The sequence below is a fragment of the Flavobacterium phragmitis genome, assembly GCF_900112575.1.
In the GTDB taxonomy this organism is placed as follows: domain Bacteria; phylum Bacteroidota; class Bacteroidia; order Flavobacteriales; family Flavobacteriaceae; genus Flavobacterium; species Flavobacterium phragmitis.
This window is the reverse complement of record NZ_FOMH01000004.1, coordinates 381,089-405,649: the sequence shown is the minus strand read 5'-3', so window position 1 is coordinate 405,649 and position 24,561 is coordinate 381,089. Positions and strand designations below refer to the sequence as shown.

20 protein-coding genes are annotated in these 24,561 nt (G+C 34.4%); 18 read left to right on the top strand and 2 right to left on the bottom strand.

Annotated elements, in window-relative coordinates:
• Nucleotides 1–88: 88 nt before the first annotated feature.
• The 6 genes from kdpB (at nucleotide 89) to BM289_RS09885 (ending at nucleotide 8,911) form a co-directional block, all read left to right on the top strand.
• Nucleotides 89–2,146: a potassium-transporting ATPase subunit KdpB gene (gene kdpB / locus BM289_RS09910; protein WP_091492822.1), complete on the top strand. Its 2,058-nt coding sequence runs from the start codon at nucleotides 89–91 to the stop codon at nucleotides 2,144–2,146.
• 131 nt (nucleotides 2,147–2,277) lie between these two features.
• Nucleotides 2,278–2,829, top strand: coding sequence for a K(+)-transporting ATPase subunit C (locus BM289_RS09905; protein WP_091492820.1), 552 nt, complete (start codon nucleotides 2,278–2,280; stop codon nucleotides 2,827–2,829).
• Between the two features lie 412 nt (nucleotides 2,830–3,241).
• Complete coding sequence (locus BM289_RS09900) at nucleotides 3,242–4,321, top strand: porin (RefSeq protein ID WP_091492819.1); 1,080 nt, start codon at nucleotides 3,242–3,244, stop codon at nucleotides 4,319–4,321.
• Nucleotides 4,322–4,472: 151 nt separating this feature from the next.
• The gene (locus BM289_RS09895; RefSeq protein WP_091492817.1) at nucleotides 4,473–5,594 is read left to right on the top strand and encodes a histidine kinase; all 1,122 of its coding nucleotides are present in this window, start codon (nucleotides 4,473–4,475) and stop codon (nucleotides 5,592–5,594) included.
• Between the two features lie 252 nt (nucleotides 5,595–5,846).
• Nucleotides 5,847–7,565, top strand: a complete 1,719-nt coding sequence (locus BM289_RS09890) for an ATP-binding protein (protein ID WP_091492877.1) — start codon at nucleotides 5,847–5,849, stop codon at nucleotides 7,563–7,565.
• Between the two features lie 584 nt (nucleotides 7,566–8,149).
• Nucleotides 8,150–8,911 carry a phosphatase PAP2 family protein gene (locus BM289_RS09885; RefSeq protein WP_091492815.1) on the top strand — a complete coding sequence of 254 codons (762 nt, stop codon included), beginning with the start codon at nucleotides 8,150–8,152 and terminating at the stop codon, nucleotides 8,909–8,911.
• Between the two features lie 160 nt (nucleotides 8,912–9,071).
• On the opposite strand, the gene BM289_RS09880 is transcribed toward BM289_RS09885, so the two are convergent.
• On the bottom strand, nucleotides 9,072–9,845 hold the full coding sequence (locus BM289_RS09880; RefSeq protein ID WP_091492813.1) for an XRE family transcriptional regulator: 774 nt from the start codon (nucleotides 9,843–9,845) through the stop codon (nucleotides 9,072–9,074).
• A gap of 86 nt (nucleotides 9,846–9,931) precedes the next feature.
• Between BM289_RS09880 and dinB the strand changes: the two genes are divergently transcribed.
• The 6 genes from dinB to BM289_RS09850 all read left to right on the top strand — a co-directional run bounded on the left by dinB (nucleotide 9,932) and on the right by BM289_RS09850 (nucleotide 17,485).
• Entirely contained in the window at nucleotides 9,932–11,113 is a 1,182-nt protein-coding gene (gene dinB, locus BM289_RS09875) for a DNA polymerase IV (protein WP_091492812.1), read from the top strand.
• A complete protein-coding gene (locus BM289_RS09870) occupies nucleotides 11,113–14,166 on the top strand; it encodes a DNA polymerase III subunit alpha (protein ID WP_091492810.1) in 3,054 nt (1,017 codons plus the stop codon). The genes dinB and BM289_RS09870 overlap by 1 nt, the downstream gene beginning before the upstream one ends.
• Nucleotides 14,167–14,278: 112 nt before the next feature.
• Nucleotides 14,279–15,658, top strand: a complete 1,380-nt coding sequence (locus BM289_RS09865; protein WP_091492809.1) for an exonuclease domain-containing protein — start codon at nucleotides 14,279–14,281, stop codon at nucleotides 15,656–15,658.
• 40 nt (nucleotides 15,659–15,698) lie between these two features.
• Nucleotides 15,699–16,325, top strand: coding sequence for an alpha-ketoglutarate-dependent dioxygenase AlkB family protein (locus tag BM289_RS09860; protein WP_091492807.1), 627 nt, complete (start codon nucleotides 15,699–15,701; stop codon nucleotides 16,323–16,325).
• 157 nt (nucleotides 16,326–16,482) lie between these two features.
• On the top strand, nucleotides 16,483–16,944 hold the full coding sequence (locus BM289_RS09855; RefSeq protein ID WP_091492805.1) for a DUF1810 domain-containing protein: 462 nt from the start codon (nucleotides 16,483–16,485) through the stop codon (nucleotides 16,942–16,944).
• Nucleotides 16,945–17,083: 139 nt separating this feature from the next.
• Complete coding sequence (locus BM289_RS09850; protein ID WP_091492804.1) at nucleotides 17,084–17,485, top strand: MFS transporter; 402 nt, start codon at nucleotides 17,084–17,086, stop codon at nucleotides 17,483–17,485.
• Between the two features lie 250 nt (nucleotides 17,486–17,735).
• Here the strand turns inward: BM289_RS09850 and BM289_RS09845 are convergent, their stop codons facing one another.
• Nucleotides 17,736–19,145: an APC family permease gene (locus BM289_RS09845; RefSeq protein ID WP_091492802.1), complete on the bottom strand. Its 1,410-nt coding sequence runs from the start codon at nucleotides 19,143–19,145 to the stop codon at nucleotides 17,736–17,738.
• A 310-nt stretch (nucleotides 19,146–19,455) separates the two neighbouring features.
• Between BM289_RS09845 and BM289_RS09840 the strand changes: the two genes are divergently transcribed.
• From BM289_RS09840 to BM289_RS09815, 6 genes are all read left to right on the top strand, one after another.
• Nucleotides 19,456–19,905, top strand: a complete 450-nt coding sequence (locus BM289_RS09840) for a hypothetical protein (RefSeq protein WP_091492800.1) — start codon at nucleotides 19,456–19,458, stop codon at nucleotides 19,903–19,905.
• Between the two features lie 25 nt (nucleotides 19,906–19,930).
• Nucleotides 19,931–21,631 (top strand): hypothetical protein, encoded by a 1,701-nt coding sequence (locus BM289_RS09835; RefSeq protein ID WP_143102061.1) that lies wholly within the window; start codon nucleotides 19,931–19,933, stop codon nucleotides 21,629–21,631.
• Between the two features lie 20 nt (nucleotides 21,632–21,651).
• Entirely contained in the window at nucleotides 21,652–21,843 is a 192-nt protein-coding gene (locus BM289_RS09830; protein ID WP_091492796.1) for a hypothetical protein, read from the top strand.
• A complete protein-coding gene (locus BM289_RS09825) occupies nucleotides 21,840–22,373 on the top strand; it encodes a hypothetical protein (protein ID WP_091492795.1) in 534 nt (177 codons plus the stop codon). Before BM289_RS09830 ends, BM289_RS09825 begins: the two co-directional genes overlap by 4 nt.
• Nucleotide 22,374: 1 nt before the next feature.
• Nucleotides 22,375–23,928 (top strand): ATP-binding protein, encoded by a 1,554-nt coding sequence (locus BM289_RS09820; protein WP_091492793.1) that lies wholly within the window; start codon nucleotides 22,375–22,377, stop codon nucleotides 23,926–23,928.
• A 191-nt stretch (nucleotides 23,929–24,119) separates the two neighbouring features.
• Complete coding sequence (locus tag BM289_RS09815) at nucleotides 24,120–24,524, top strand: DUF5958 family protein (RefSeq protein ID WP_091492791.1); 405 nt, start codon at nucleotides 24,120–24,122, stop codon at nucleotides 24,522–24,524.
• The last annotated feature ends 37 nt before the right edge of the window (nucleotides 24,525–24,561 follow it).

Sequence of the window (24,561 nt, the reverse complement as noted above, 5' to 3'; positions counted from 1 at the left end):
AGTGGTTGAAACCACTGGCTATGTTTTATAACCTATGTGTTTTTTACGCATAACATTTTACAAATAACATTTAACTTTTTACAAGAAAATGACAACTAATAAATCCACATCATTGTTTGAAAGCAAACAGGTAAAAGAAGCTTTATTGCAGTCTTTTGTGAAACTGAATCCAAAAATGATGGTAAAAAATCCGGTAATGTTTACCGTAGAAATCGGAACTGCCATTATGTTTGCCGTTTGCGTTTCGATCTTAATGGGCGCAAACGATCAAGGCAGTTTTATTTACAATTTGATTGTTTTCCTAATTTTATTTGCAACGCTTTTGTTTGCCAATTTCGCCGAAGCGATTGCCGAAGCCCGAGGAAAAGCACAAGCCGACAGTTTAAGAAAAACTCGTGAGGAAACTCCTGCAAGACAAATTCTGCCCAATGGAGAAATCAAAAACGTAAGTTCTTCAACCTTAAAAAAAGACGATATTTTCATTTGTGAAGCAGGTGATTTAATTGCCGCTGATGGTGAAATTATAGAAGGACTTGCCACAATCGACGAAAGTGCCATTACGGGAGAAAGTGCTCCAGTAATTCGTGAAGCAGGCGGAGATAAATCTTCGGTAACCGGAGGAACAAAAGTATTATCTGATAAAATTAAAGTAAAAGTAACTTCTGAACCTGGCGAAAGCTTTTTAGATAAAATGATTGCTTTGGTGGAAGGTGCAAGCCGTCAGAAAACGCCAAACGAAATTGCTTTGACAATTCTGTTAGCAGCTTTCACTTTAATCTTCATCATTGTCTGCGTAACCTTAAAACCTTTTGCAGATTATGCCAACGCTCCTATTACTATTGCAGCTTTTATTTCGCTTTTTGTTTGTTTAATTCCAACTACAATTGGAGGTTTATTATCTGCGATTGGAATTGCAGGAATGGACAGAGCTTTACGCGCCAACGTAATTACAAAATCAGGGAAAGCGGTTGAAACTGCCGGAGATATTGATGTTTTGCTTTTGGATAAAACCGGAACGATCACAATTGGAAATAGAAAAGCAACTAATTTTTATCCAACAAAAGGAATCTCTTTTGATGATTTCGTGAAATCGGCTGTATTGAGTTCGCTTGCCGATGACACTCCTGAAGGAAAAAGTATTTTGGAACTAGCTAAAATGTTAGATGAGAATAGTAAAATGCAGTCAGACATTTCACTTCTTACAGAAAACATTTCACACACTATCAAGTTTACTGCCGAAACCAGAACTTCGGGAGTAGTACTAAAAGATGGAACCAATATTAGAAAAGGCGCACAAGATGCAGCAAAAAACATTGCTTTGCAAGCAGGAAATGTTTTCCCAGAAGATACAGCACAGCAGGTAATTTCTATTTCTTCTAATGGAGGAACGCCTTTAGTAGTACTAAAAAACAATGAAATCCAAGGTGTAATCGAATTACAGGATATTATCAAAACCGGAATGAAAGAACGTTTCGAACGCTTACGCCGAATGGGAATCAAAACCGTTATGGTTACGGGAGACAATCCTTTGACGGCTAAATTTATTGCTGAAAAAGCGGGTGTAGATGATTTTATTGCTGAAGCTAAACCGGAAGATAAAATGAACTATATCCGAAAAGAACAAGCAGAAGGACGTTTGGTTGCCATGATGGGTGACGGAACAAATGACGCTCCTGCCCTTGCACAAGCGAATGTAGGTGTTGCCATGAACAGCGGTACTCAAGCTGCGAAAGAAGCCGGAAACATGGTCGATCTTGACAATGACCCAACCAAGTTAATTGAGATTGTTGAAATTGGAAAACAGCTTTTAATGACTCGCGGAACTTTGACTACGTTCTCAATTGCTAATGACGTTGCGAAATATTTTGCGATTGTTCCTGCTTTATTTATTACTGCAATTCCTGCGCTTCAAGGTTTGAACATTATGCATCTCCACAGTCCTGAAAGTGCGATTTTATCGGCTGTTATTTTTAATGCTATTATCATTCCGATTTTGATTCCGCTTGCGTTGAAAGGTGTTGAATACCGTCCAATCGGTGCGAGTGCGATTTTAAAACGTAATCTTTTGATTTATGGTTTGGGAGGAATCATTGTTCCTTTTATTGGAATTAAAATTATTGATTTGATTGTTACGCTCTTTATGTAAAGATTAAACCCGACAGGTTTTAAAAACCTGTCGGGTTACAAAAACTCAAATAAAAACATCGGTTCTGGATTAGTGAGTTCTAAAAAAACTTAGCATCTCAGCAACTTAGAACCTTAGAATCTTAAAAAAAAATGAAAAACATATTCTCAATATTAAAACTTACTGCAGTTACTTTAATCTTATTTGCAGTTATTTATCCTCTTGCGATTTATGGAATCGCACAAATTGCTCCAAATCAAGGAAAAGGAGAAACTATTTCGGTTAACGGAAAAATAGTTGGTTACCAAAAAATTGGTCAGAAATTCGATAAATCGAATTATTTCTGGGGAAGACCATCAGCTGTTGATTACAACGCGGCGGGAAGCGCCGGAAGCAACAAAGGGCCAAGCAATGCCGAGTATTTGGCTTTGGTTCAAAAAAGAATTGATACGCTTTTATTAGTTCATCCTTATTTGAAAAAATCTGATATTCCAGCTGATATGGTTACGGCTTCAGGAAGCGGTTTAGATCCGAATGTTTCTCCGCAAGGTGCTTTGATTCAGGTAAAACGTGTTGCTAAAGAACGAAATTTAGCTGAAGCGAAAGTAAAAGCTTTGGTGGAATCTAAAATTAATTCGGCTGTTGTTGGGCCTGAGACTGTGAATGTTTTGGAATTGAATGTGGCTTTGGATCAGCTTCGCTAAAGCTCTAAGATGCTAAGGTTCTGATATAATGAGACTCTAAGTTTTTTCTCGTAACAGGTTTTAAAAACCTGTTAGGTATTATAAACAGAGTAACCATACAGTTTGTCATCCTGAGGAACGAAGGATCACACTCGACACTCCGTCTGCATAATCGCCAATCTTTGTCGAGCTTCTAGTGTGATCCTTCGTTCCTCAGGATGACAAACAGAGCGTGAACTGAAACTTAAAATTAAATACCTACAAGGTTTTGAAAACCTTGCAGGAAACGAAAACGCCTTTTTACCCCAAATGTCCTAGCCCCGATAGTAGTGGAAATCCTTTTGCTTTTTTCTTTAAAAAGCAAAAGATTGAAACGGATAGCGGGAAATAGCTCCTAAAAAATCTACTAAACAAATAATTGAATACCACAAAAATGAAAAAATTAATACTTACTGCTTTAATCGCTTTTGGTTTTAGCAATTTACACGCACAAGAAGAAACAAAAAGTCCGTTTACGTTTTCAGGATATGTAGACGTTTATTATAGTTATGATTTTGGGAAACCAGAAAATCATACTCGTCCAAACTTTTTTTACAGTTATAATAAAAGCAATGAAGTGAACCTGAATTTGGGAATGGCAAAAGTGAATTATTCGACAGAAAATGTTCGTGGAAATTTTGCTTTGATGGCTGGAACTTATCCGCAATATAATATGTCTGCCGAACAAGGTCTTTTGCAAAATGTTTATGAAGCAAATGTTGGTGTTAAAATCTCCAAAAACCATAATTTATGGATTGATGCGGGAATCTTGCCATCGCATATTGGTTTTGAAAGTGCGATTGGAAAAGATTGCCAGACTTTGACCAGAAGTATTTTAGCAGAGAATTCTCCATATTATGAAGCAGGAGTTAAAATTGGCTATACTTCTGAATCTGGAAAATGGTATTTGGCCGGAATGTATTTAAACGGTTGGCAGAGAATTCAAAAAATAGATGGAAATCAAACTCCAGCTTTTGGAACGCAAGTTACGTACAAACCATCTGATCGGGTTGTTTTGAATTGGAGCACTTATGTTGGAAACGAACAGCCTGATATTGATAAAAAGTGGCGTTACTTTAATAATTTCTACGGACAATTTAAAGTGGCTGAAAAAGTAAACTTAACAACTGGTTTTGATATTGGTTCACAGCAATCGGCTAAAGGAAGTGATAAATATGATGTTTGGTTTTCGCCTGTTGCAATTCTGCAATACAAGCCGACTGATAAAATTCAGCTTGCAGCACGTGGTGAATATTACAGTGACGAAAAAGGTGTAATCATCGCAACAGAAACTCCAAACGGATTTAAAACTTACGGATTTTCAGCTAACTTTGATTACTTAGTAACTGATAATGTTATGTTTAGAATTGAAGCTAGAAATCTGTCAAGTAAAGATGAATTTTTTACAAATAAAGACAATCTGCCAACGGATACCAATACATTTGTGACAACTTCGCTGGCAATTTCTTTCTAGAAATATTTTAGCCACAGATTTCACAGATTAAAAGGATTTTTCTTTGTGCTAATTTATTCGCCACAAATTCACGAATTATTTCAAATAAAAATTCGTGAATTCGTGGCTAAAAAAAACTTTGTGACTTAGCGCCTTTGTGGCAAAACAAAAAATGGAAAACGAAAACAACGCACAGCATTTTCTGGATTTGATTCAGAAATCACGGAAAGGAAAGTTTAAAATCTACATTGGAATGAGTGCCGGTGTGGGCAAGACCTTTCGTATGCTTCAGGAAGCGCATTCGTTATTGAAAAACGGAATCGATGTCAAAATCGGTTACATCGAAACGCACATGCGGAAAGAAACACATGAATTATTAGCTGGTCTTCCTATTATTCCAAGGCGAACAATTTTTTATAAAGGAAAACAGCTTGAAGAACTTGATGTACAAGCCATTATTAATCTTCGTCCGGAAGTTGTTATTGTTGATGAATTGGCACACACGAACGTTGAGGGAAGCAAAAACGAAAAACGCTGGCAGGATGTTTTAGAGATTCTGGAAGCTGGAATTAATGTGATTTCGGCTGTCAATATTCAGCATATTGAGAGTTTAAACGAAGATGTAAAACGTATTACAAACATTGATGTTCAGGAGCGAATTCCCGATAATGTTTTGCGGTTGGCGGATGAAGTCGTGAATATCGATTTGACTTCAGAAGATTTGATTGATCGTTTGAAAGAAGGAAAAATTTATACGGCAGATAAAATTCCGACTGCTTTAGCGAACTTTTTTAAATCGGAACAAATTCTACAATTGCGTGAATTGGCTTTGAAAGAAGTCGCAAGTCAGGTCGTTCGAAAAGTAGAAAGTGAAGTTCCGAATTTGCATGCTTTACGACACGAAAAATTGTTGGCCTGCATTAGCAGTAACGAAAAAACAGCCAAAATTATAATTAGAAAAGCGGCGCGATTGGCGAGTTATTATAATGGTTCCTGGTATGTTTTGTATGTCGAAACGCCTAAAGAAAGCAGTACGAGAATTGCACTTGACAAACAAAGACATTTAATTAATAACTTTAAGCTCGCAGTGCAATTAGGCGCAGAAGTTATAAAATTGGAAAATTCAAATATTACAGATGCTATTTTGAAAACGGTAGAAGAAAAACAAATTACAACGGTGTGTATTGGGAAACCGCATTTTAATTTGTTTAAAGTAATTTTGTCTACAACAATTTTCAGGCGTTTGCTAAACAAATTGTCTTTGTCAAATGTTGATCTTGTGATATTGTCGTGAAAAAAATTTTAAACCATATAAGTTATATAAGTTCATTTAATTAGGGATGTTGAAATTTAACCGCAAGGCGCAAAGATTTACGCAAAATTCGCTAGAGTTTTTTGCTCGCAAAGGCGCAAGGGCGCAAAGTATTTTAAATATAATCTTTGTGTGCTTTGCGAAACCTTAGCGCTCTTTGCGGTTAAATAAAAGAAACTCTAATATTTTCTTATATCACTTATATGGTTCAAAAAAAACTAAATGTTTTATAAAATGAGAATTAAAACCAAATTGAATCTGGGAGTTGGATTGTTATTTTTATTAATAATAATACTCACTTTAGTTAGTGCCTTTTATATTTTTTCTATAAAAAAAGACACTGAAAACATTCTAAAAGCGAATTATAACACGCTTGAATATTCCCGAAATATGCTTTTGTCTTTAGACAAAATTAATTCTAATAAAAATAAAGCTATTGTTATTTTTAAAGACAATCTTCAGAAACAGACACAAAATGTTACTGAAGTTGGGGAGAAAAAAGGAACTGACAACCTGAAAAAAAACTTTTCTCTTTTAGAAAAAGACAATTCTAATGAATCTTTAAAAACACAAATCAGGCAGGATATTTTTGAGATCATGAAGCTCAATATGAATGCTATAAAACAAAAAAGCGATATTGCTCAACATACCGCAGAAACTGCCAATTTATGGATTGCCATTGTGGGAACTTTATGCTTTTTGATTGCTTTTAATCTGTTAGTTAATCTGCCGAATAATATTGCGAATCCTATAAAAGAATTAACGCTGAGTATTAAGGAAATTGCTAATAAAAATTATTCTGAAAGAGTTCATTTTACGAGTCACAGCGAGTTTGGAGATTTGGCAAAATCGTTCAATACAATGGCTCAGAAACTTCAGGAATACAACGACAGTAATTTATACAAACTCTTTTTTGAAAAGAAACGCCTCGAAACGCTTATCAACAATATGAACGATCCAATTATTGGTTTGGATCATGAAGGAATTGTTTTGTTTGCCAACGATGAAGCATTAAAAATTATTGGTCTGAAGTTAGAAGATGTTATTGGCAAATCGGCTTCAGAACTGGCTTTATCAAATGATTTGATTCGTTCTTTGATTTTAAAAGAAGATTCAGATATTCCTAAAAAACAACCGCTTAAAATCTTTGCTCATGGAAAAGAAAGTTATTTCGAAAAAGAGATTCTGAATATTACTATAATTCCGACTGGAGAAGAAAAAGAAATCAACATTGGTGATGTTATTATTCTGCGAAATATTACGCTTTTTAAAGAATTGGATTTTGCTAAAACCAATTTTATTGCCACAGTTTCACATGAATTAAAAACTCCGATTGCTTCTATAAAGTTGAGTCTTCAATTGCTTGAAAATGGGAAAACGGGCGATATGAACGACGATCAGAAACAATTGGTTGAAAGTATAAAAGAAGATAGTCAGCGACTGTTGAAAATTACAGGCGAATTGCTGAATTTATCCCAATTGGAAACTGGAAATATTCAGCTGAATATCGAAAAAAGCAATCCGCATCAAATTGTAAATTATGCTGTTGAAGCGGTAAAAGTCCAAGCCGATCAAAAACAAATTCAGTTAATTGTTGATGCCGATGAAAACCTGACCGAAGTAAAAGCGGACAGCGAAAAAACAGGCTGGGTTTTGATTAATTATTTATCGAATGCGATTAGATATTCATCTGAAAAAAGTATGATCCACATCAAACTGAAAAAAGAAAACAATCAAATCGTATTTCAGGTTATTGACACTGGAAAAGGAATTGATGCACGATATAAAGACCGAGTTTTTGATAAATATTTTCAGGTTCCGGGAAGTCAAAAATCCGGCACGGGATTAGGTTTAGCGATTAGCAAAGAGTTTATTGAAGCCCAAAATGGAAGCGTTGGTGTTGAGAGTAATTTGGGATTAGGAAGTACGTTTTGGTTTTCGTTGAAGGTTTAATTTTTTTGTTTTGCCACAAAGACACTAAGACGCTAAGTTTTATTTTTTTTAGCCACAGATTAAAAGGATTAAACAGATTTTTGAATGACTTTGTGTGTGTTTTTTCGCCACAAATTTTCACAAATTATATTTTAATAAAATTTATCAGAAGAGCCGTAGGCTCGGTACATTTTGTAGGGCCTCCCGATAACTATCGGGATTCAATCCGATTGACACAGAAATTCTACAATAAAAACAATTATAGGCTATAATCATATTATTAAACTGGATTAAAATCCAGCCCTACAAAATGGTTCGTCCCTACGGGACTTTCTTGTAATTTATATTTTTTTTCTACCAATATTTAACTCCTAAAGGAGTATCTCGTAGAGATTATATATTGGTAGAAAAAATTTCTGCACACATATATTTATCCCGTAGGGATCACACAATATTTACAATGCTTTTTTCTGTAATAATTTAGCCAATCTTAATACAATTACCCTATTTAAAACCAATAAATTAAAGTTCGCTTAAGGTTCAATTAAGTTCAAAATACCAGCGCCGAACATTCGTTACTATTGTAAAATATAACTGCAAAAACAATGTTCCGCAAAACGATTTTCCTTGTATTTCTATTCGAATTATTTTCTGCGAATGCACAGCAAAATGATTCAATTGCAAAAATTGACAGCACGTCAAATAATTTGAAATTCAATTACAAACAGCTAATTATTCCGTCGGTTTTGATTGGGTACGGCGTAATTGGAATTGGAAATGATCAACTTTTAAGCTTCAATCGCCAGATAAGAGCAGAAGTTAAAGAAGATATTGACGAAAAAATCACAATTGATGACTTCTCGCAATATGCGCCAGCTGCTTCTGTTTACGCTTTGAATGCCTTTGGCGTAAAAGGGAAAAATAATATGCGTGATCGTTCTGTGATATTTGCAACTTCTTATATTATTATGGCAACGACTGTTTTGAGCTTGAAATCGATTGTACATGAAGAAAGACCTGATGGAAGTTCAAACAACTCCTTCCCTTCTGGACATACTGCAACTGCTTTTGCTGGAGCAGAATTTTTATATCAAGAATACAAAGACAAATCGATTTGGTACGGAATTGCAGGTTATGCCGTTGCAACAGGAACCGGACTTTTTAGAATTTACAACAATCGTCATTGGTTAACTGATGTTGCTGCTGGAGCGGGAATCGGGATTTTGAGTACCAAAATTGCGTATTGGATCAATCCGTATATCACAAAAAAACTATTTAAGTCAGATTCTGAAAACAAATCAACTTCTATGATTATGCCTTTTTATAATGGCCAGCAATATGGATTAGGATTTGCGAAGGTCTTTTAGATTTTTTTTGCCACAAAGGCGCTAAGACACTAATTCTATTTTAGCCACAGATTTTAAAGATTCGAAGGATTTTTGAATCACTATACTTAATTTATAGCCACGAATTCACGAATTATTTAAAATAAACTTTGTGTCTTAGCGCCTTCGTGGCAAACTTTTTTTATGTATTCGAAGTATTATTCTTAATCTCTCGAACTTCACGTTTCAATTCTAAAAGCAAATCTTTCATTTCCCCAGTTTCCGTCGTTTCTTGTTTTTTATCTGAACGGCCGATGTTGCATTCGTATTCCCAAATCTCCAAAATATCAGAAGCTTTCACTTCATAATTCGGGTAAAAACTATTATCAGATTCTAAAACCAAACTATTCTTTTTATTTTTATTGAGACGTTTATAAACCATTCCTTCATTTTTGGTAATCAGAATATAGGTTTTGCCATCCATCACTTCTCCAAGCTTTTCTACATAACGACCAATAATAATCGAACCATCTTCGTGTGGAGGCATTGAATCGCCTTCAACTGGAAAACCTCTATGCTTACCTGGTCCTAAAAACGGAAGTGTAATCTGCTGTAAACTTTCAATATATTCTGGATCAGCATATCCGTTGAGATAACCTGCTTTTGCTTTTTGAGATACAATTTCGATATAATTTTCTCCAAAACTATCCACTTGAATAGGTAAAATAAGTCGGTTGCCTTCCAGTTTTATCAAATTTTGCACATCAATCTTACGGATATCGACAGATAATATCAAGTCGATACTCATATGAAAATATAACGCAATTTTCTTTAAAATGTCATACGGTGCTTCCGAAGTTCCATCTTCGTATTTTACGTATCTACCTCTGGTAATGCTAAGGTTTTCAGCTAATTTCTCCTGCGATATTTTATGCTTAACCCTTAATGCTCTGATGTTGTCTGAAAATAAGGACATAATTAATTTGTTATAATTTGGAACAGCAAATATACTAAAAATGTTCTAATCTGTACTAATTTTGTTTCATACAAAAACAAAGGAAAATGGCACGGGCAATTGTACATATGGATTTGGATACCTTTTTTGTATCCTGCGAAAGACGCACCAACTCTGAACTCAACGGAATTCCGCTTATTATTGGTGGCGGAGACCGAGGCGTTGTGGCATCTTGTTCGTATGAAGCCCGTAAATATGGAGTGCGTTCTGCCATGCCAATTCGTATGGCATTAAAACTTTGCCCTGACGCAAAAGTGATGAAAGGCGACATGGAATTGTATTCGCAATTGTCGCATGATGTAACTGAAATTCTTCAGGAAAAAGCACCTGTTTTAGAAAAAGCGAGTATCGATGAGTTTTATATGGACATTACCGGAATGGACAAATTTCATGGCAGTTATAAATGGACAAATGAACTAGCGCAAAAGGTAATTAAAGAAACCGGACTGCCAATTAGTTTCTCTTTATCCATCAACAAAACCGTTTCAAAAATTGCGACCGGAGAAGGTAAACCTGTTGGAAATCTTGAAATTCCGGAACAAAAAGTACAAGATTTTTTAAATCCGCTTTCGATTCAAAAAATCCCGATGGTTGGTGCAGTTACTTTTCAGCTTTTATCCCGAATTGGCGTTCGTAAGATTCAAACTTTAGCCGAAATGCCTGCTGAGGTTTTACAGCAAATGATTGGTAAAAATGGTCTGGAACTTTGGAAAAAAGCACACGGAATCGATCACACGCCTGTTGAGCCTTATACCGAAAGAAAATCAATTTCGACCGAAACGACTTTTTCGCAGGACACGATTGATCTTGCAAAACTGAGACGAATATTATTAGGAATGGTCGAAAAACTGGCTTTTCAGCTTCGTGCAGAACAATGGCTTACTTCAACTGTTACGGTTAAAATTCGTTATGCCAATTTTGATACCGAAACCAAACAATGTAGAGTGGCTTATACCTCTGCCGATCATGTTCTAACCAAAAATGTAATTGAACTTTTTGAGAAAGTCTACCAGCGTCGTATGCGTCTGCGTCTGATTGGCGTTCGCTTCAGCGGATTGGTGCGTGGAACTTATCAAATTGATCTTTTTGAAGATACCCAGGAAATGCTTTCACTCTACGAAGCGATGGACAAAATGAAAAGTCGTTACGGTTTTGATGCCGTAATGCGCTGTGCTGGAGCTCACTTTAAACCCAATACTAAAGACGAAATTTTAAAAAGAAAAAAATAATGTATCTCAATTGTCATTCATACCATTCATTACGTTACGGCACAATTCCGCTTAAGGATTTGATTGCTGAAGCCGTTTTGCATGATATTAAAGCAATGGCATTGACCGATATTAATACCGTTACCGGAATTTACGATTTTATAAAAGCGTGTCAGGAAAAAGAAATCAAGCCTTTGGTTGGAATGGAGTTTCGATGCAATCATGAATTCCGATATATTGGCTTGGCGAAAAATGCAGAAGGTTTGGCTGAAATGAATCGTTTTTTAACTGAGTATAATTTCAGCGGAGAAACTTTGCCTTTGCGTGCTCCAAAATTCGAATCGGTTTTTGTGATTTATACTTTAGAAAATGCTCCAAAAATACTTTTTGAAAATGAATTTATCGGAGTTCGTCCTGAAGAAGTTTCAGGTCTTTTGACTTCAAAACATAAAAATAAAATCTCCAAAATGGTGATTTTACAGCCTGTAACTTTTAAAACGAAAACAGAATACAATCTTCATAAAATTCTTAGGGCAATTGACACTAATATTATTCTATCGAAACTCACAGAAACTGATTTCTGCAAAGTTTCGGATGTGATGAAACCTATAGAATCGATTCTGCCATTCTATGAAAAATATCCTGAAATCGTTTTAAATACACAACGTATCATTGACGATTGTAATTTTCAATATGATTTTTCGGCTAAAAAAAATAAAAAATTCTATACTGAAAACCGTCAAAAAGATTTAGACAAACTGACCAAATTGGCTTGGGAAGGATTTAAAAATCGTTACGGAAACGATAATCTAGAAGCAAAAGCCCGTGTCGAAAAAGAATTAAAAGTTATTGATGAACTGGAATTCAGCGGTTATTTTTTAATTACCTGGGATATTATTCAATATAGCAATAGCCAAGGTTTTATGCACATCGGTCGCGGAAGCGGCGCCAACAGTATCATTGCTTATTGTTTGGGAATTACCGATATCTGCCCTATCGAATTGGATTTATATTTTGAACGTTTTCTAAACCTAAACCGAAAAACGCCACCGGATTTTGATATCGACTGGAGCTGGCAGGAACGTAATGTCATTTTAGAATACATCTTCGGAAAATACGGCAAAGATCATGTTGCTTTTTGCGGTACAAACGTCGAATTTAAATATAGATCTATTTTTAGAGAAGTTGGAAAAGTTTTTGGCCTTCCAAAAGAAGAGCTCGATATGTTGGCAAAAAATCCGATGGAACTACACGATGGTAATAAAATCGTAAAAATGGTTCAGCAATACGGAATGCTGCTTGAAAAATATCCGAACCAACGAAGTATGCATGCCTGCGGAATTTTGATTTCTGAAGAACCAATTACCAATTATACGCCATTGGAAATGCCTCCAAAAGGTTTTCCAATCGTACTTTTTGATATGCACATTGCCGAAGATATTGGTTTTGACAAATTTGATATTCTGAGTCAGCGAGGTATTGGACATATTGACGACAGCGTAAAACTGATTGCTAAAAACCGCGGTATAAAAGTGAATATTCGTGATACTTCGATTTCTAAAGACGAAGCGGTTTGCAATTCTTATTTAGCAAAAGGACATACGATTGGCTGTTTTTATATCGAAAGTCCAGCAATGCGTGGTTTACTGCGTCGTTTAAATTGTGACAATTACAAAATTCTTGTCGCCGCATCGTCTATTATTCGTCCCGGAGTAGCACAATCGGGAATGATGAAAGAGTACATTTTTCGTCATAATAATCCAACTCAGTTTGAATATTTTCATGAGGTTTTCAAAGAACATCTAGGTGAAACTTACGGCATTATGGTTTATCAGGAAGATGTAATTAAAATCGCCCAGCATTACGGCGGACTACCCGCTCCTGACGGCGATATTCTGCGTCGTGCCATGTCTGGAAAAGGAAGATCTTTGGAAGCGTTGCAGAAAGTAAAAGATAATTTCTTCGCGAGTTGTGCTCAAAAAGGTCATCCGTTGCAGTTGAGTCAGGAAATTTACCGTCAGATTGAATCTTTTGCGGGATATTCTTTCTGTAAAGCACACTCGGCTTCTTATGCGGTCGAAAGTTATCAGAGTTTGTATCTGAAAGTCAATTATCCTGTTGAATTTATGACGGCGGTAATTAACAACCAAGGCGGGTTTTACAGAACCGAAGTTTATGTACATGAAGCGCGAATGTCTGGCGGAACGATTCATAATCCGTGTGTGAATAAAAGCGAATATCAGACGACTTTATACGGAACGGATATTTACCTTGGCTTTATGCACATTCAAAGTCTGGAATCTAAAATTGCTCATTTGATTGAAGAAGACCGAAACAAAAACGGCGATTATGTTTCTTTAGAAGATTTTATCAACCGTATTCCAATTGGAATCGAAGGCGTTAAAACCTTGATTTTTATCGATGCTTTTCGTTTTACAGGAAAAACAAAAAATCAGCTTTTGGTAACTGCCAGTTTGTTGTTGAATAATTTTAAGCCTGAAAATAGAGATTTAAAATTACTGCAAGAACCCGTTAAAGAATACAAACTTCCAACATTGGAACGTTCTGTTTTTGAAGATGCTTTTGACGAAATAGAGTTATTAAGCTTTCCCGTTTCTTGTACTGTTTTTGATCTTCTACAAACTAAATACCGTGGTGATGTCATGGCGAAAGATTTGGTTCAATATCATAAAAAACAAGTCAGAATGTTGGCTTATTTGATTTCCAGAAAACATGTTCCCACGAAAAAAGGCGCTATGTATTTTGGAACCTGGATTGATTATGAAGGCACTTATTTTGACACCGCTCATTTTCCGGATAGTTTAGAAAAACATCCTTTTCAGGGCGGAGGTTGTTACTTATTGTTAGGAACTGTAGAAGTCGATTACCATTTTCCTACCATAACGATAACCAAAATGGCGAAAATGCCTTTTATTCCAGATCCGCGTTATATGGATGCTAAAGATCAATACCGAACACAAAACCAGATTAAAGAAGATATAAGCCTTACACATAGAAAACCTTATCCATCAGGACATGAAATTAATCTGCCGAGACATAGGATGAAGTTTTAGTTTTCAGTCTCAGTCACAGTATTCAGGACTGTGACTGAAAACTGTGACTGAGACTGAGACTGAGAACTGAACACTAAAAAAATAACTAAAGAACAACTTACGTTATATAAAGATGAAAAATACGGAATATGCTATAGTCGATATTGAAACCACAGGCGGAAATGCCAGTGGAAGTCGCATTACTGAAATTGCGATCATTATTCATGATGGTAAAAATGTACTGGATCGTTATGAAACACTTGTAAATCCTGAGCAGGAAATTCCTCCTTCTATTTTTGGATTAACGGGTATTAATAACGAAATGGTCGCCAACGCGCCAATCTTTGACGATATTTCAGAGAAGGTTTTGGAAATGCTAACCGATCGTATTTTCGTGGCTCACAATGTCAATTTCGATTATTCGTTTGTGCATCATCAATTGGAACAAGCTGGTTTTAAATGGTCTGCAAAAAAGCTTTGTACTGTTCGCGCTGCGCGAAAAATCAAACCAGGTTTAGGTTCTTACAGTTTAGGAAATCTTTGCAATTCGTTGAATATTTCTTTAGAAAACCGACACCGAGCCGGCGGAGATGCCGATGCTACTGCTCTATTATTTTCTCTTTTAATGGAATGGGACGATGCAGGAGAAATCGAAAAAATGATTAAAAAAACAGCACAAGATCAGCGTTTACCTCCAAATCTTCCGCCAGATGATTTTAATAATTTACCCGAAAAACCAGGAGTCTATTATTTTTATAATCAGGCGAAAAAAGTAATTTATGTTGGAAAAGCAATTAATTTAAAGAAACGCGTTTCGTCTCATTTCAGCGGGAATAATATTAATCCGCAGAGACAGCATTTTTTAAGGGATATCCACGGAATTTCTTTTGAAGTTTGCGCCACTGAATTAATGGCACTTTTGCTGGAATGTACTGAAATCAAAAAACTTTGGCCAACTTACAACAGAGCTTTAAAACGCTTTGAAGCTAAATTTGGTATTTATCAATACGAAGCACGAAATGGCTATAAATATCTTGCCATTGGGAAAGTGAGCAAATTTCAGGTCTGTCTTCATGAATTCAGCAGTCTTTATGAAGGCATTAATTTATTGCGAAGTCTGGCCGAACGTTTTGAAATAGATCATCGTTTCTGCAAATATTCAAAATCTGAGGAAGGAGAGTTTTTCCAGAATAATAATCCGCAAAGCCTGCCCGATGTGTTAATGCATAATGCACAAGTCGACAATGCAATTGATTATTTGTTAAACAACAGACCTACTTTTGCGATTATTGACAAAGGAAAATCAAAAGAAGAACGCAGCTGTGTCTGGATAGAAAATGGGCATTTTTATGGAATGGGCTATCTTCCATCGGATATTTCTATTCATGAACCTTCAGACGTAAAAAATTATATTACGCCTTATAAAAGCAATCAATATATTGAACAATTGATTTTTTCTTATGCTGAAAAACATCCTAGAAAAGTATTCTTCAAAAAGCATCTCTTAGCCTAAAATCAGATTAGAGAGAAATAGAGCTATAACAATTAAAATTATGACACTATTTAGCGACACCGAATTATTTACAACTGGACAAGCAGGTAAAAAAATATTTGATCTCCCAGACTGCGAACTGATTCTGATTGATAATTTTTTCAGTAAAGAAGAATCGGATTCTTTTTATGAAAGAATATTGCGTAAAACTAAATGGCGAGAATACGAAATGGAAGTTTATGATAAAACTTATACCGTTCCCAGAATGATTGCCTGGTATGAAGATAAAGACAATGTAGGCGCAGATCCCAAAGGCCCAGACTGGACGTATGAATTATTAAAAATAAGAAGTCGTGTAGAGAAAGAAACACAGCTTGATTTTAACAGTCTACTGTTAAATTTATATCGAAACGGAAAAGACGGCGTTGGCTGGCACAGCGACCGGGAAGACAATTCTGGAAAAGATCCGATTATAGCTTCGGTAACTTTTGGTGAAACGAGAATATTTAAATTGCGCCATAAATTCAATAAGGAAATTCCTCAGATTGAAATTCCGCTTCATCACGGTTCTTTCCTACTAATGGCAGGCACTACGAATAGTTTTTGGCAGCATCATGTGCCCAAAACGGCACGCAAAGTTTTACCTAGAATTAATTTAACTTTTAGACAAACGCAACGTAATGCGTAAGTCATTAGGAACTAAAAACTAGCTGATTTATTAGCTCAATCGCGACGAGGAAAATTCTGTCGAAAAAAGTTAAAATACTGATTGTATGAACGTTTTATTAGGCTGAACCTTCCTTTTTTACTATTTTTGCAAACTTTTAAAAAAATATAATACCGTAATGGCTTATTCAAACAACGATTTAGCGCGCTTCTTAGATGCGCAGAACAAACTTTATCTTACTGCTCTTTCTGAAATCGGAAAAGGGAAAAAAGAGACGCATTGGATGTGGTTTATTTTTCCTCAAATTAAAGGTTTAGGAAAAAGTGATACAGCAAATCTTTATGCCATTAACGACCTAAAAGAAGCTTCAGATTATTTGGAACATCCAATTTTAGGAAAACATTTAATTGAAATTTCAGAACTATTGTTAACCTTTAAAATGAAATCGGCTGATGGAATTTTTGGTGACTTAGATGCGCGCAAATTGCGTTCCTGCATGACTTTATTTTCTTTGGTAGAAAATGCAAATCCAATCTTCCAAGAGGTTTTGGAAGCTTTTTTCTCTGGAGAATTAGATCCGCTTACCCTATCAATTATTAATTCAACTATAGAATCATCTCTTGAGCCTGCTGTTGTATAAATTACAGTCTCATCGATTTTTACATTCTAACACTGCTTAACCGCAGTGTTTTTTTTGCTTTTAAAAGTAAGCAGTACAAATACAATCCTTTATATTTGTATAAGTCTGATCTTCATTATCCCCAAAAAAACCAAAAATCATGAATGAAAAAATCAAAACCCTACAGATTATCCATCTTGCCATTTGCGCAGGAACTTTGGCTGCTTATTTCTTTCTAATAGATTTTTCTTTGAAAACATTAGAAATCCCAAATATAGATTCATCGTCAGCTATTTATCTATTAATACCAGTATTAGCCTATATCTCAAGTACATTTTTATTTAAATCTCAGTTAAAACAAATTGATCCTAAATTGAAATTAGAAGAAAAAATGCCTATTTATCAATCGGCTTCCATTATGCGCTGGGCAGTTCTAGAAGGTGCAGCATTTTTAATATTATTCTTAAAACCAGAATTTATACTATTTGGAATTCTAATTATTATTTATCTTATTTTTCTAAGACCTACCGAAGAAAGAATCAATAATGATTTAAGCTTATAACACACCAATTGTATTAGCGAAGTTTCACCAAACAAAATTCAATTTACGATATATAACATATTATTGAAATCCACAAAAGCTCTAATCCCTTGTTTTTAAGGCTTTTTAAATTCAGCATCTTGCTAATTTTCCCTAGAATATTTTCATTAATTTTAGTTAGAATTTGTTTCAAAAAAAAACACCTTGAAATTATCAAGGCGCTTTAATTATTTATAAATTTCTTCATTTTCAACCTGAAACTTGAAACAAATTATTCTTTAGGTTTTGTTAGATAATAAACCGGAATACCAGTCAGCATAATCAAAACTCCCCATCCGCAGGTTGAGAATTTTGTGATTAATAAAGAAATACAAATTGCTGTCGCTGTAATGATGTAAAGCATTGGTAAAAACGGATATCCAAAAGCTCTATAAGGTCTTTCAACATCTGGCATTCTTTTACGCAAAATAAAGATTCCGTAAATCGTCAAAATGTAGAAAATCAGAACGATGATAATTACAAAGTCTAGTAAATCTCCGTATTTTCCTGTAAGACACAAAGCCGAAGCCCAGATACATTGTGCCCAAAGTGCCCAAGCAGGAACACTTGACTTGTTTAGAACAGCCGCTTTCTTGAAAAACAATCCATCTTTTGCCATTGTATAATAAACTCTTGCTCCCGCCATAATTAACCCGTTATTGCAGGCAAAAGTCGAAATCATAATCATTATGGCGATAATCAGTGTTCCAATATTTCCAAAAATATATTGCGCCGCGACAACAGCAATACGATCCGATTTTGCTGTCGCTATTTCATCAAAAGGAACAACTGCCAAATACATAATGTTCGTTAAAACATAAATTATGGTTACAATAAAAGTTCCTAGAAATAAACTCAAGCCAACATTACGTTTTGGATTTTTAATTTCACCAGCAATAAAAGTAACACCGTTCCAAGCATCACTTGAGAACAAAGAGCCAACCATCGCGGCCGAAATCCCAGAAATCAATGCCGTTCCTCCAATTGGCAACCACGAACCACTGTCCTTATCAAATGTACGTGTACTCCATCCGTCTGCCCAGTTGGCATCCCAAATAGAAGCTTTCGCACCAAGCGTTAATCCAAAAACTACTAGTCCAAGCAAAGACAAAATTTTAATGATTGTTAAAACCGTCTGTAGAATTTTACCATCCTTTACGCCGCGACTATTAATATAACTCAATAAAATAATAGTAAAAATAGAGACTAACTGTGCTGCATTGAGTTTAAAAGAACCCAATTCATACAATATATTTTCATCACTAAAAGGTTCATACAGATAGGCTGCAAACTTTGAAAAAGCCACTCCAACGGCTGCAATTGTTCCAGTCTGGATTACAGCAAAAAAACTCCATCCGTACAAAAAAGCAATAAGTTTGTTATATGCTTCTTTTAAATAAACATACTGTCCGCCTGCTTTTGGAAACATAGCGCTCAATTCGCCGTAACTCACTGCGGCGATGATTGTGATTAATCCAGATATAAGCCAAATAAGTGTCAGCCATCCTGCCGAACCTACTTGTCTGGCAATATCGGCACTTACAATAAAGATCCCAGATCCAATCATAGAACCTACTACAAGCATGGTTCCGTCTAATAATCCGAGTTCTCTTTTAAAATTTTCTTGGTCGTTTTCTTGCATTGTTATTGGTTTAGGGTTGGTTAAAGATATACTTTTTTTCAACAGTTTAGATTTTAGTCCCGAAGTTTCAGGATAGATTTCAGATTACTAAAAATTTTTTGGGCGTATCCCACCGAAAAAGGCGGGTCGGGCTATCCACTCTATCTTTTATGGCGAACCCCGCCATAAAAGGATGCCGTTTCTATCCCTTACGCAAACTCGTTTTCATAACAGCTTATAACTAAAAAACATAATTACGGTTTTCCATAAAATATAACTTTTTTGAGTCTTTACATTTGAAAATAAGAAAACGAACAATAATTGAACGAATATGAGAAAAATACTTACCCAATCCGATAACTTGGATGTTAGTATATCCCTAAAAACTCCAACTTCGGGTTTTGTTAGCGACAGAGATGTTTTAAAAAAAAGATCAAAAAAATATTTAGATTTAATCACTAACCTCGATGCTAAAACATTATCCGATACAAAAGGGATGAATGAGCTTATAAAATCAATTCAAGAAGAATTTGGCACAGCTGAATTAGCCAATTTACCATTAGGTATTATTTCGAAATGTTTTTTAGGATATCCTTATGAAGTACACACATTAGACCTAAGCGGAAGTCAAATCATAAAACATTATAAAGAAACTGAAACAATGGAGGCTCAATTTGAGAAAGCACGTTCCGTAGCCAAACATAATGCTTACGCGATGGTAGAAATCTATGATGATAAAATCATTCTAATACGTGAAGATGGAACTGCCTCTAAATTATAAAAAATACTAACCAAACTAGATAATTATGTCACAACAAGTAATTTCATATGCAGATCTATCAATAATAAATAATGCTTTAAGATCTATTAGCAAAGACATGTCAGGAGTTCATTCCGAATTAGGTTCTTTAAATTTTAAACAAGATCAAATGGAAAGCGAATTGGTTAAACTTGCCGATTCATTTTCTGATTTTGTTGAAGCAGATTTAAAGCATAAAGCGTTACAACTTGCCGAAACAAGACAAGGAAATTTAAAGCAGGATTTACAAATTAAATTTGGTTATTATGCTGAAGTACGAAGAATGGCAACAGGCATTCTTCAAGGGGTAGATACAGGAGTAATAAGTGATGATACTTTAAGATTTACTACTGAAGAAGTTATGATAAAAGCTCCTGGTTATTGGTTAGCTCCTGCTTTAGTTTCTTTAACTTCATGGATAAGAAATGACAAAAGTAAAACAGAAAAAGCCTTAAATGAAGCTCTAAAAAGAGATGACTACAAAACTACTCTTTTCTTTATGATGGTAATGCGTCGATTAACAAGAAATGAAGCATGCTTAAAATGGCTTGAACGTTATTTTATGCACCAAAATCCTCATAATCTTGATAGAGAATTCATTATAATTCTTGAAGCAGTTACAACAGGAGTATTCCCTCCAGCATCAAGAAATTTAATGATGGTAAATGTTAAAAACTGGTTGGATCAGCTAACCCAAGGAGATACATTTATAAATGAACAAAAAAAACAATGGGTTAATTTTTTTGTAGCGATTGGCCCTTTATCTGAAGGAAAATATCCATTGCTTGAAAAATACACTACCAATTGGAATTTATTAGAAAAATCTTTAAAAGAAGCAAAAACGCATGATGTTATAAATACACATTTTAAAAATATTATTTCTTCATCTGCTGACTTTTCAAAAGGGATAAAAGTACAATTAGATGAAATTCTATCTTTACTAGTTACCAATTTTGACGATGAAGAATTACCATTACAAGAACAAGTTAGATTCAATCAGCTTATTATTCAAATGGATGGAGACAAAAATGCTGCTCAAGCCATTATGGATGCTGAAAGGCATATTTTTAATGAGCAAATTGATTTTTTACAACTACTTACTAATGCTTCATTCAATCCAGAATTATCAGGTGCAACAAGAGTTACGCAGGCACTGGCTGTTTCAATAGGTCAAACCTGGATATTAGAAGCATATGATACTTTTACTGCTCAATGCAGAAATAATGTTCCCAAACTCGTAGAATTATCTATTGACAACTTTAAAGTTCCTACCAAAGATGGAAGTGATGAAAATGAACTATTAAAAGAACAAGAAATTTTTTATGATCAAGTTCTAGAAACAGAATTAAGCAAACTTTCATTTCCTTATGGCTTACTAATTATTGGTACATTAATTTGTTTTCTTGGTTTTTGGCTATTTACAATCAATCCCATAGTTGGAGCTTTAGGTTTAGGAATGGGCATCGTTATTATTTGGAATTCACTTAACACCCACAAAAAGGCCAAAAATAAAATTATCGAGAATATAACAGAACGCAAACAAAAAGGAAAAGAAGTTTTACGAGGATGTATAGCTGAAACCGTAGATTATAGAATAGAACATCTTTTTGAAGATAATAAAGCTGAAGAAGTTAGAAATCTTATATCATCAATTACTCCAGAAGATTTTTCAAGCGTATCGAAAGAAACAGTCCGAAATATTATTTAATATCAAAAAAACAATTAATCATGAGCAAAATACTTTTAAACAATAATTTAGAAGATTCTGATGAGATTCTTAATGAAGAAAAAAAGGACATCAAAATACTACCAAATCTTTTTCAAGGAAGAACGGAGGCAGAATTACAAAATGCAAAATTTCCAGATTGGGATATTATTCCCCAAGCTCAATTTATAAATCCAAGAATTAAAAATCAATGACAAAGCCCCCTACAACTTACTCTGAATGGGTGACTCTCTTACATCAATTTGGGGATGGAAATAATTCTGTTCTTGATAATATGAATCTTGGAACTTTTATTATCGATTCTGGAACAGCTAATCGTTTCTATACAAAAACAGAAGAAGTTTATAAAAAAAGGAAGCAAAACTGGCTGGATAAATTTCAGAGATATTTTGAATTACAAAATCTAAAAACGGAAGATGATTTTGAAATTGCTCTAAGAAACGGAAAACAAAACCTTAATGCTCTCAGTGATTTTGTAAAAATCAAATCTTTTCCAGATGCTTTAAAAAAAACACTTCAAAAGGATTTGGAAGATTTTATAACTGAAATAAGGACTTCATTAAAAAAGAACAATTCAAAAAACACAGCAAGAAATGAAAAAATATTGATTTTATTAAATTCTTTTCAGCTTAATGTAAAATCTAATGAAAATGAGATAAACTCAGAGAAACAATCAAGTACCAATAATACAACAACTCCTACTGGAAGAAAAATAATATTTTAAAATGGCAAATAAATCAGAATTTAAGACATCTCTTCTTCGAATGTTCAGGGCTAGAATACCTTTTATATCAATTAGAAGTATAGAACGAGTAAGAGTCTTAGAAGTTATACAAGAATTGGCAGAAGAAATCAATATCCCTATTTATTTTCATAATTTATCTCATGGAACAATTGATCTAAAATCAAAAAAATGTGTCAATGATGATCGTTCTGTTGCTGGCGGTCTAGATTATGCTGTCCAAAATATATCACAGAGGCAAAATCTGACTTTTGTTTTTACCGAAGTGAGTGATATTGAAGATGATAATTTAATTTCAAGACATTTATATGATTGTGTAATTCAAGCTATTGAAAGAGGAGGAAGTATCTGTTTAATTACAACGAAAACTATCTGGCCTCAGCTACAACGTTTAGGAATGACAATTACATTAGATGCACCTAACGAGGATGAAATGCTCGAAGTTGTCAAAGAGTGCGTTATCCCTTATAAAGGATCAATTCCATTAGAGTGGGAAGATACCGATTTTAAAATGGCGGCTAGTATTTTAGCAAATATGACAAAAATCGAAGCAGAAAATGTATTAGCAACACAAATGGCTAAAGGATCTTTAACCAAAGAGGACATTAAAGAATTAAGCAATGCAAAAGATAAACTATTTAGTGATATTTCAGGATTAGAAAAAGTAAAATTAGATTCTTCTACCCTTTCGGTTGCAGGTTTATCTGGTTTGCAACATTGGCTTGACAATCAGAAACAACTCTTGACTGCAGATTTGAAAATTAGAAAAATGAGACCGCCAAGAGGTGTACTATTAGTTGGAGTTCCCGGTTGCGGAAAATCTTTGTCTGCAAAATTTATAGCTGCGAATTGGAATTTACCTTTATATCGTCTTGATTTAGCGACCATACAAGGGCAATATCTAGGACAATCAGAAAACAGATTAAAAGAAGCTTTGGCATCAGCAGACAATGCTGCTCCATGTGTATTGTGGATTGATGAAATTGAAAATGGGTTATCGGGCGCAACAGGCGCTAATGACGGAGGAACATCAACAAGGATGGTGGGACAATTTTTATTTTGGTTACAAGAAAGCATGGCAAAAGTTTTTGTTGTCTCTACAGCAAATGACGTTAGTAAGCTACCTCCTGAACTTTTACGAAGAGGCAGATTTGATGAATTATTCTTTGTTGATCTTCCTGGAGAAGCTGAAAGAAAAGATATTATAAATCTTTACATAAAAAGAAACTTGTTAAATCAACCTTCCGACAGCAAATTAAATCAACTCGTTGAGATTTCAGATGGTTTTGCAGGCTCAGATATAGAAGGAGCTGTAAGGGATGTTGCTATTCAAGCAGTAATTCATGGGGATGATATTGTAAATGATACTCTTTTTGAAAAATGTTTCAGAAATATTGTACCTCTTAGTAAAACAGCACCTGAAAAAATAGAAGCGATTAGAATATGGGGCAGAGAAAGAGCTGTACCAGCATCGGGAGTTTCATGGGAAACCTCAATTAATGATAAAACACATGGAAAACGTTCAATTATAATTTAGAAAATAAACTAAATCTATTTTTCTATAATTAAAAAACTGTAAGTTATATAAACTACAGTTTTTTTTACATTTCTAGAATTCAATAAACAATCTCAAACCTAAATTACTTTATGCTCATTTAATATAAAGAAGTTTTGTCAATTTTATAACTTTAGAATAATTAATTCTTATATTATCTTAAAAAGTATTTTATGACATTAAATCAACAAGAAGAACTAATCAATAAAATTGCACAAGACAAAATTGATTTCGATTTTGGAGTTCAGCTGTTATTGGATAATAATTATTCTTTCGAACAACTTTTCAGAACACTTCATTTTTATATTTTCAATTCCATTCCAAACAAAAGCGATTACAATTCGGAAGTATATCAAATGGCATTAAATACAATTCCATTAAAACCAACTTATACTCCCATTGTGATTCTTAAGCATTTTTCAACAAAAATTGCTTTTAACAAATTAGCTTCTCTTCCAGAAAATGAAAATAGAAAAACAATAATTTCACTGCTTTGGATTTTTAAAATTACTGATACAGAAAGAAGAAATACCGAGTGTAAAAATGGATGCGGTCATTTTTGGCATGAACTTGATTAAAATCAAATTATTACTGAAACTTATATATCAAAAGAAA

What these genes read in the sequence shown, in the direction of transcription:
- BM289_RS09885 (WP_091492815.1), top strand. Translation starts at nt 8,150, where the DNA reads ATGTTCCGCAAAACGATTTTCCTTGTATTTCTATTCGAATTATTTTCT.
- BM289_RS09895 (WP_091492817.1), top strand. Translation starts at nt 4,473, where the DNA reads ATGGAAAACGAAAACAACGCACAGCATTTTCTGGATTTGATTCAGAAA.
- BM289_RS09880 (WP_091492813.1), bottom strand. Translation starts at nt 9,845, where the DNA reads ATGTCCTTATTTTCAGACAACATCAGAGCATTAAGGGTTAAGCATAAA.
- BM289_RS09860 (WP_091492807.1), top strand. Translation starts at nt 15,699, where the DNA reads ATGACACTATTTAGCGACACCGAATTATTTACAACTGGACAAGCAGGT.
- BM289_RS09820 (WP_091492793.1), top strand. Translation starts at nt 22,375, where the DNA reads ATGGCAAATAAATCAGAATTTAAGACATCTCTTCTTCGAATGTTCAGG.
- BM289_RS09825 (WP_091492795.1), top strand. Translation starts at nt 21,840, where the DNA reads ATGACAAAGCCCCCTACAACTTACTCTGAATGGGTGACTCTCTTACAT.
- BM289_RS09835 (WP_143102061.1), top strand. Translation starts at nt 19,931, where the DNA reads ATGTCACAACAAGTAATTTCATATGCAGATCTATCAATAATAAATAAT.
- BM289_RS09850 (WP_091492804.1), top strand. Translation starts at nt 17,084, where the DNA reads ATGAATGAAAAAATCAAAACCCTACAGATTATCCATCTTGCCATTTGC.
- BM289_RS09815 (WP_091492791.1), top strand. Translation starts at nt 24,120, where the DNA reads ATGACATTAAATCAACAAGAAGAACTAATCAATAAAATTGCACAAGAC.
- BM289_RS09840 (WP_091492800.1), top strand. Translation starts at nt 19,456, where the DNA reads ATGAGAAAAATACTTACCCAATCCGATAACTTGGATGTTAGTATATCC.
- BM289_RS09830 (WP_091492796.1), top strand. Translation starts at nt 21,652, where the DNA reads ATGAGCAAAATACTTTTAAACAATAATTTAGAAGATTCTGATGAGATT.
- BM289_RS09890 (WP_091492877.1), top strand. Translation starts at nt 5,847, where the DNA reads ATGAGAATTAAAACCAAATTGAATCTGGGAGTTGGATTGTTATTTTTA.
- BM289_RS09845 (WP_091492802.1), bottom strand. Translation starts at nt 19,145, where the DNA reads ATGCAAGAAAACGACCAAGAAAATTTTAAAAGAGAACTCGGATTATTA.
- BM289_RS09900 (WP_091492819.1), top strand. Translation starts at nt 3,242, where the DNA reads ATGAAAAAATTAATACTTACTGCTTTAATCGCTTTTGGTTTTAGCAAT.
- kdpB (WP_091492822.1), top strand. Translation starts at nt 89, where the DNA reads ATGACAACTAATAAATCCACATCATTGTTTGAAAGCAAACAGGTAAAA.
- BM289_RS09865 (WP_091492809.1), top strand. Translation starts at nt 14,279, where the DNA reads ATGAAAAATACGGAATATGCTATAGTCGATATTGAAACCACAGGCGGA.
- dinB (WP_091492812.1), top strand. Translation starts at nt 9,932, where the DNA reads ATGGCACGGGCAATTGTACATATGGATTTGGATACCTTTTTTGTATCC.
- BM289_RS09855 (WP_091492805.1), top strand. Translation starts at nt 16,483, where the DNA reads ATGGCTTATTCAAACAACGATTTAGCGCGCTTCTTAGATGCGCAGAAC.
- BM289_RS09870 (WP_091492810.1), top strand. Translation starts at nt 11,113, where the DNA reads ATGTATCTCAATTGTCATTCATACCATTCATTACGTTACGGCACAATT.
- BM289_RS09905 (WP_091492820.1), top strand. Translation starts at nt 2,278, where the DNA reads ATGAAAAACATATTCTCAATATTAAAACTTACTGCAGTTACTTTAATC.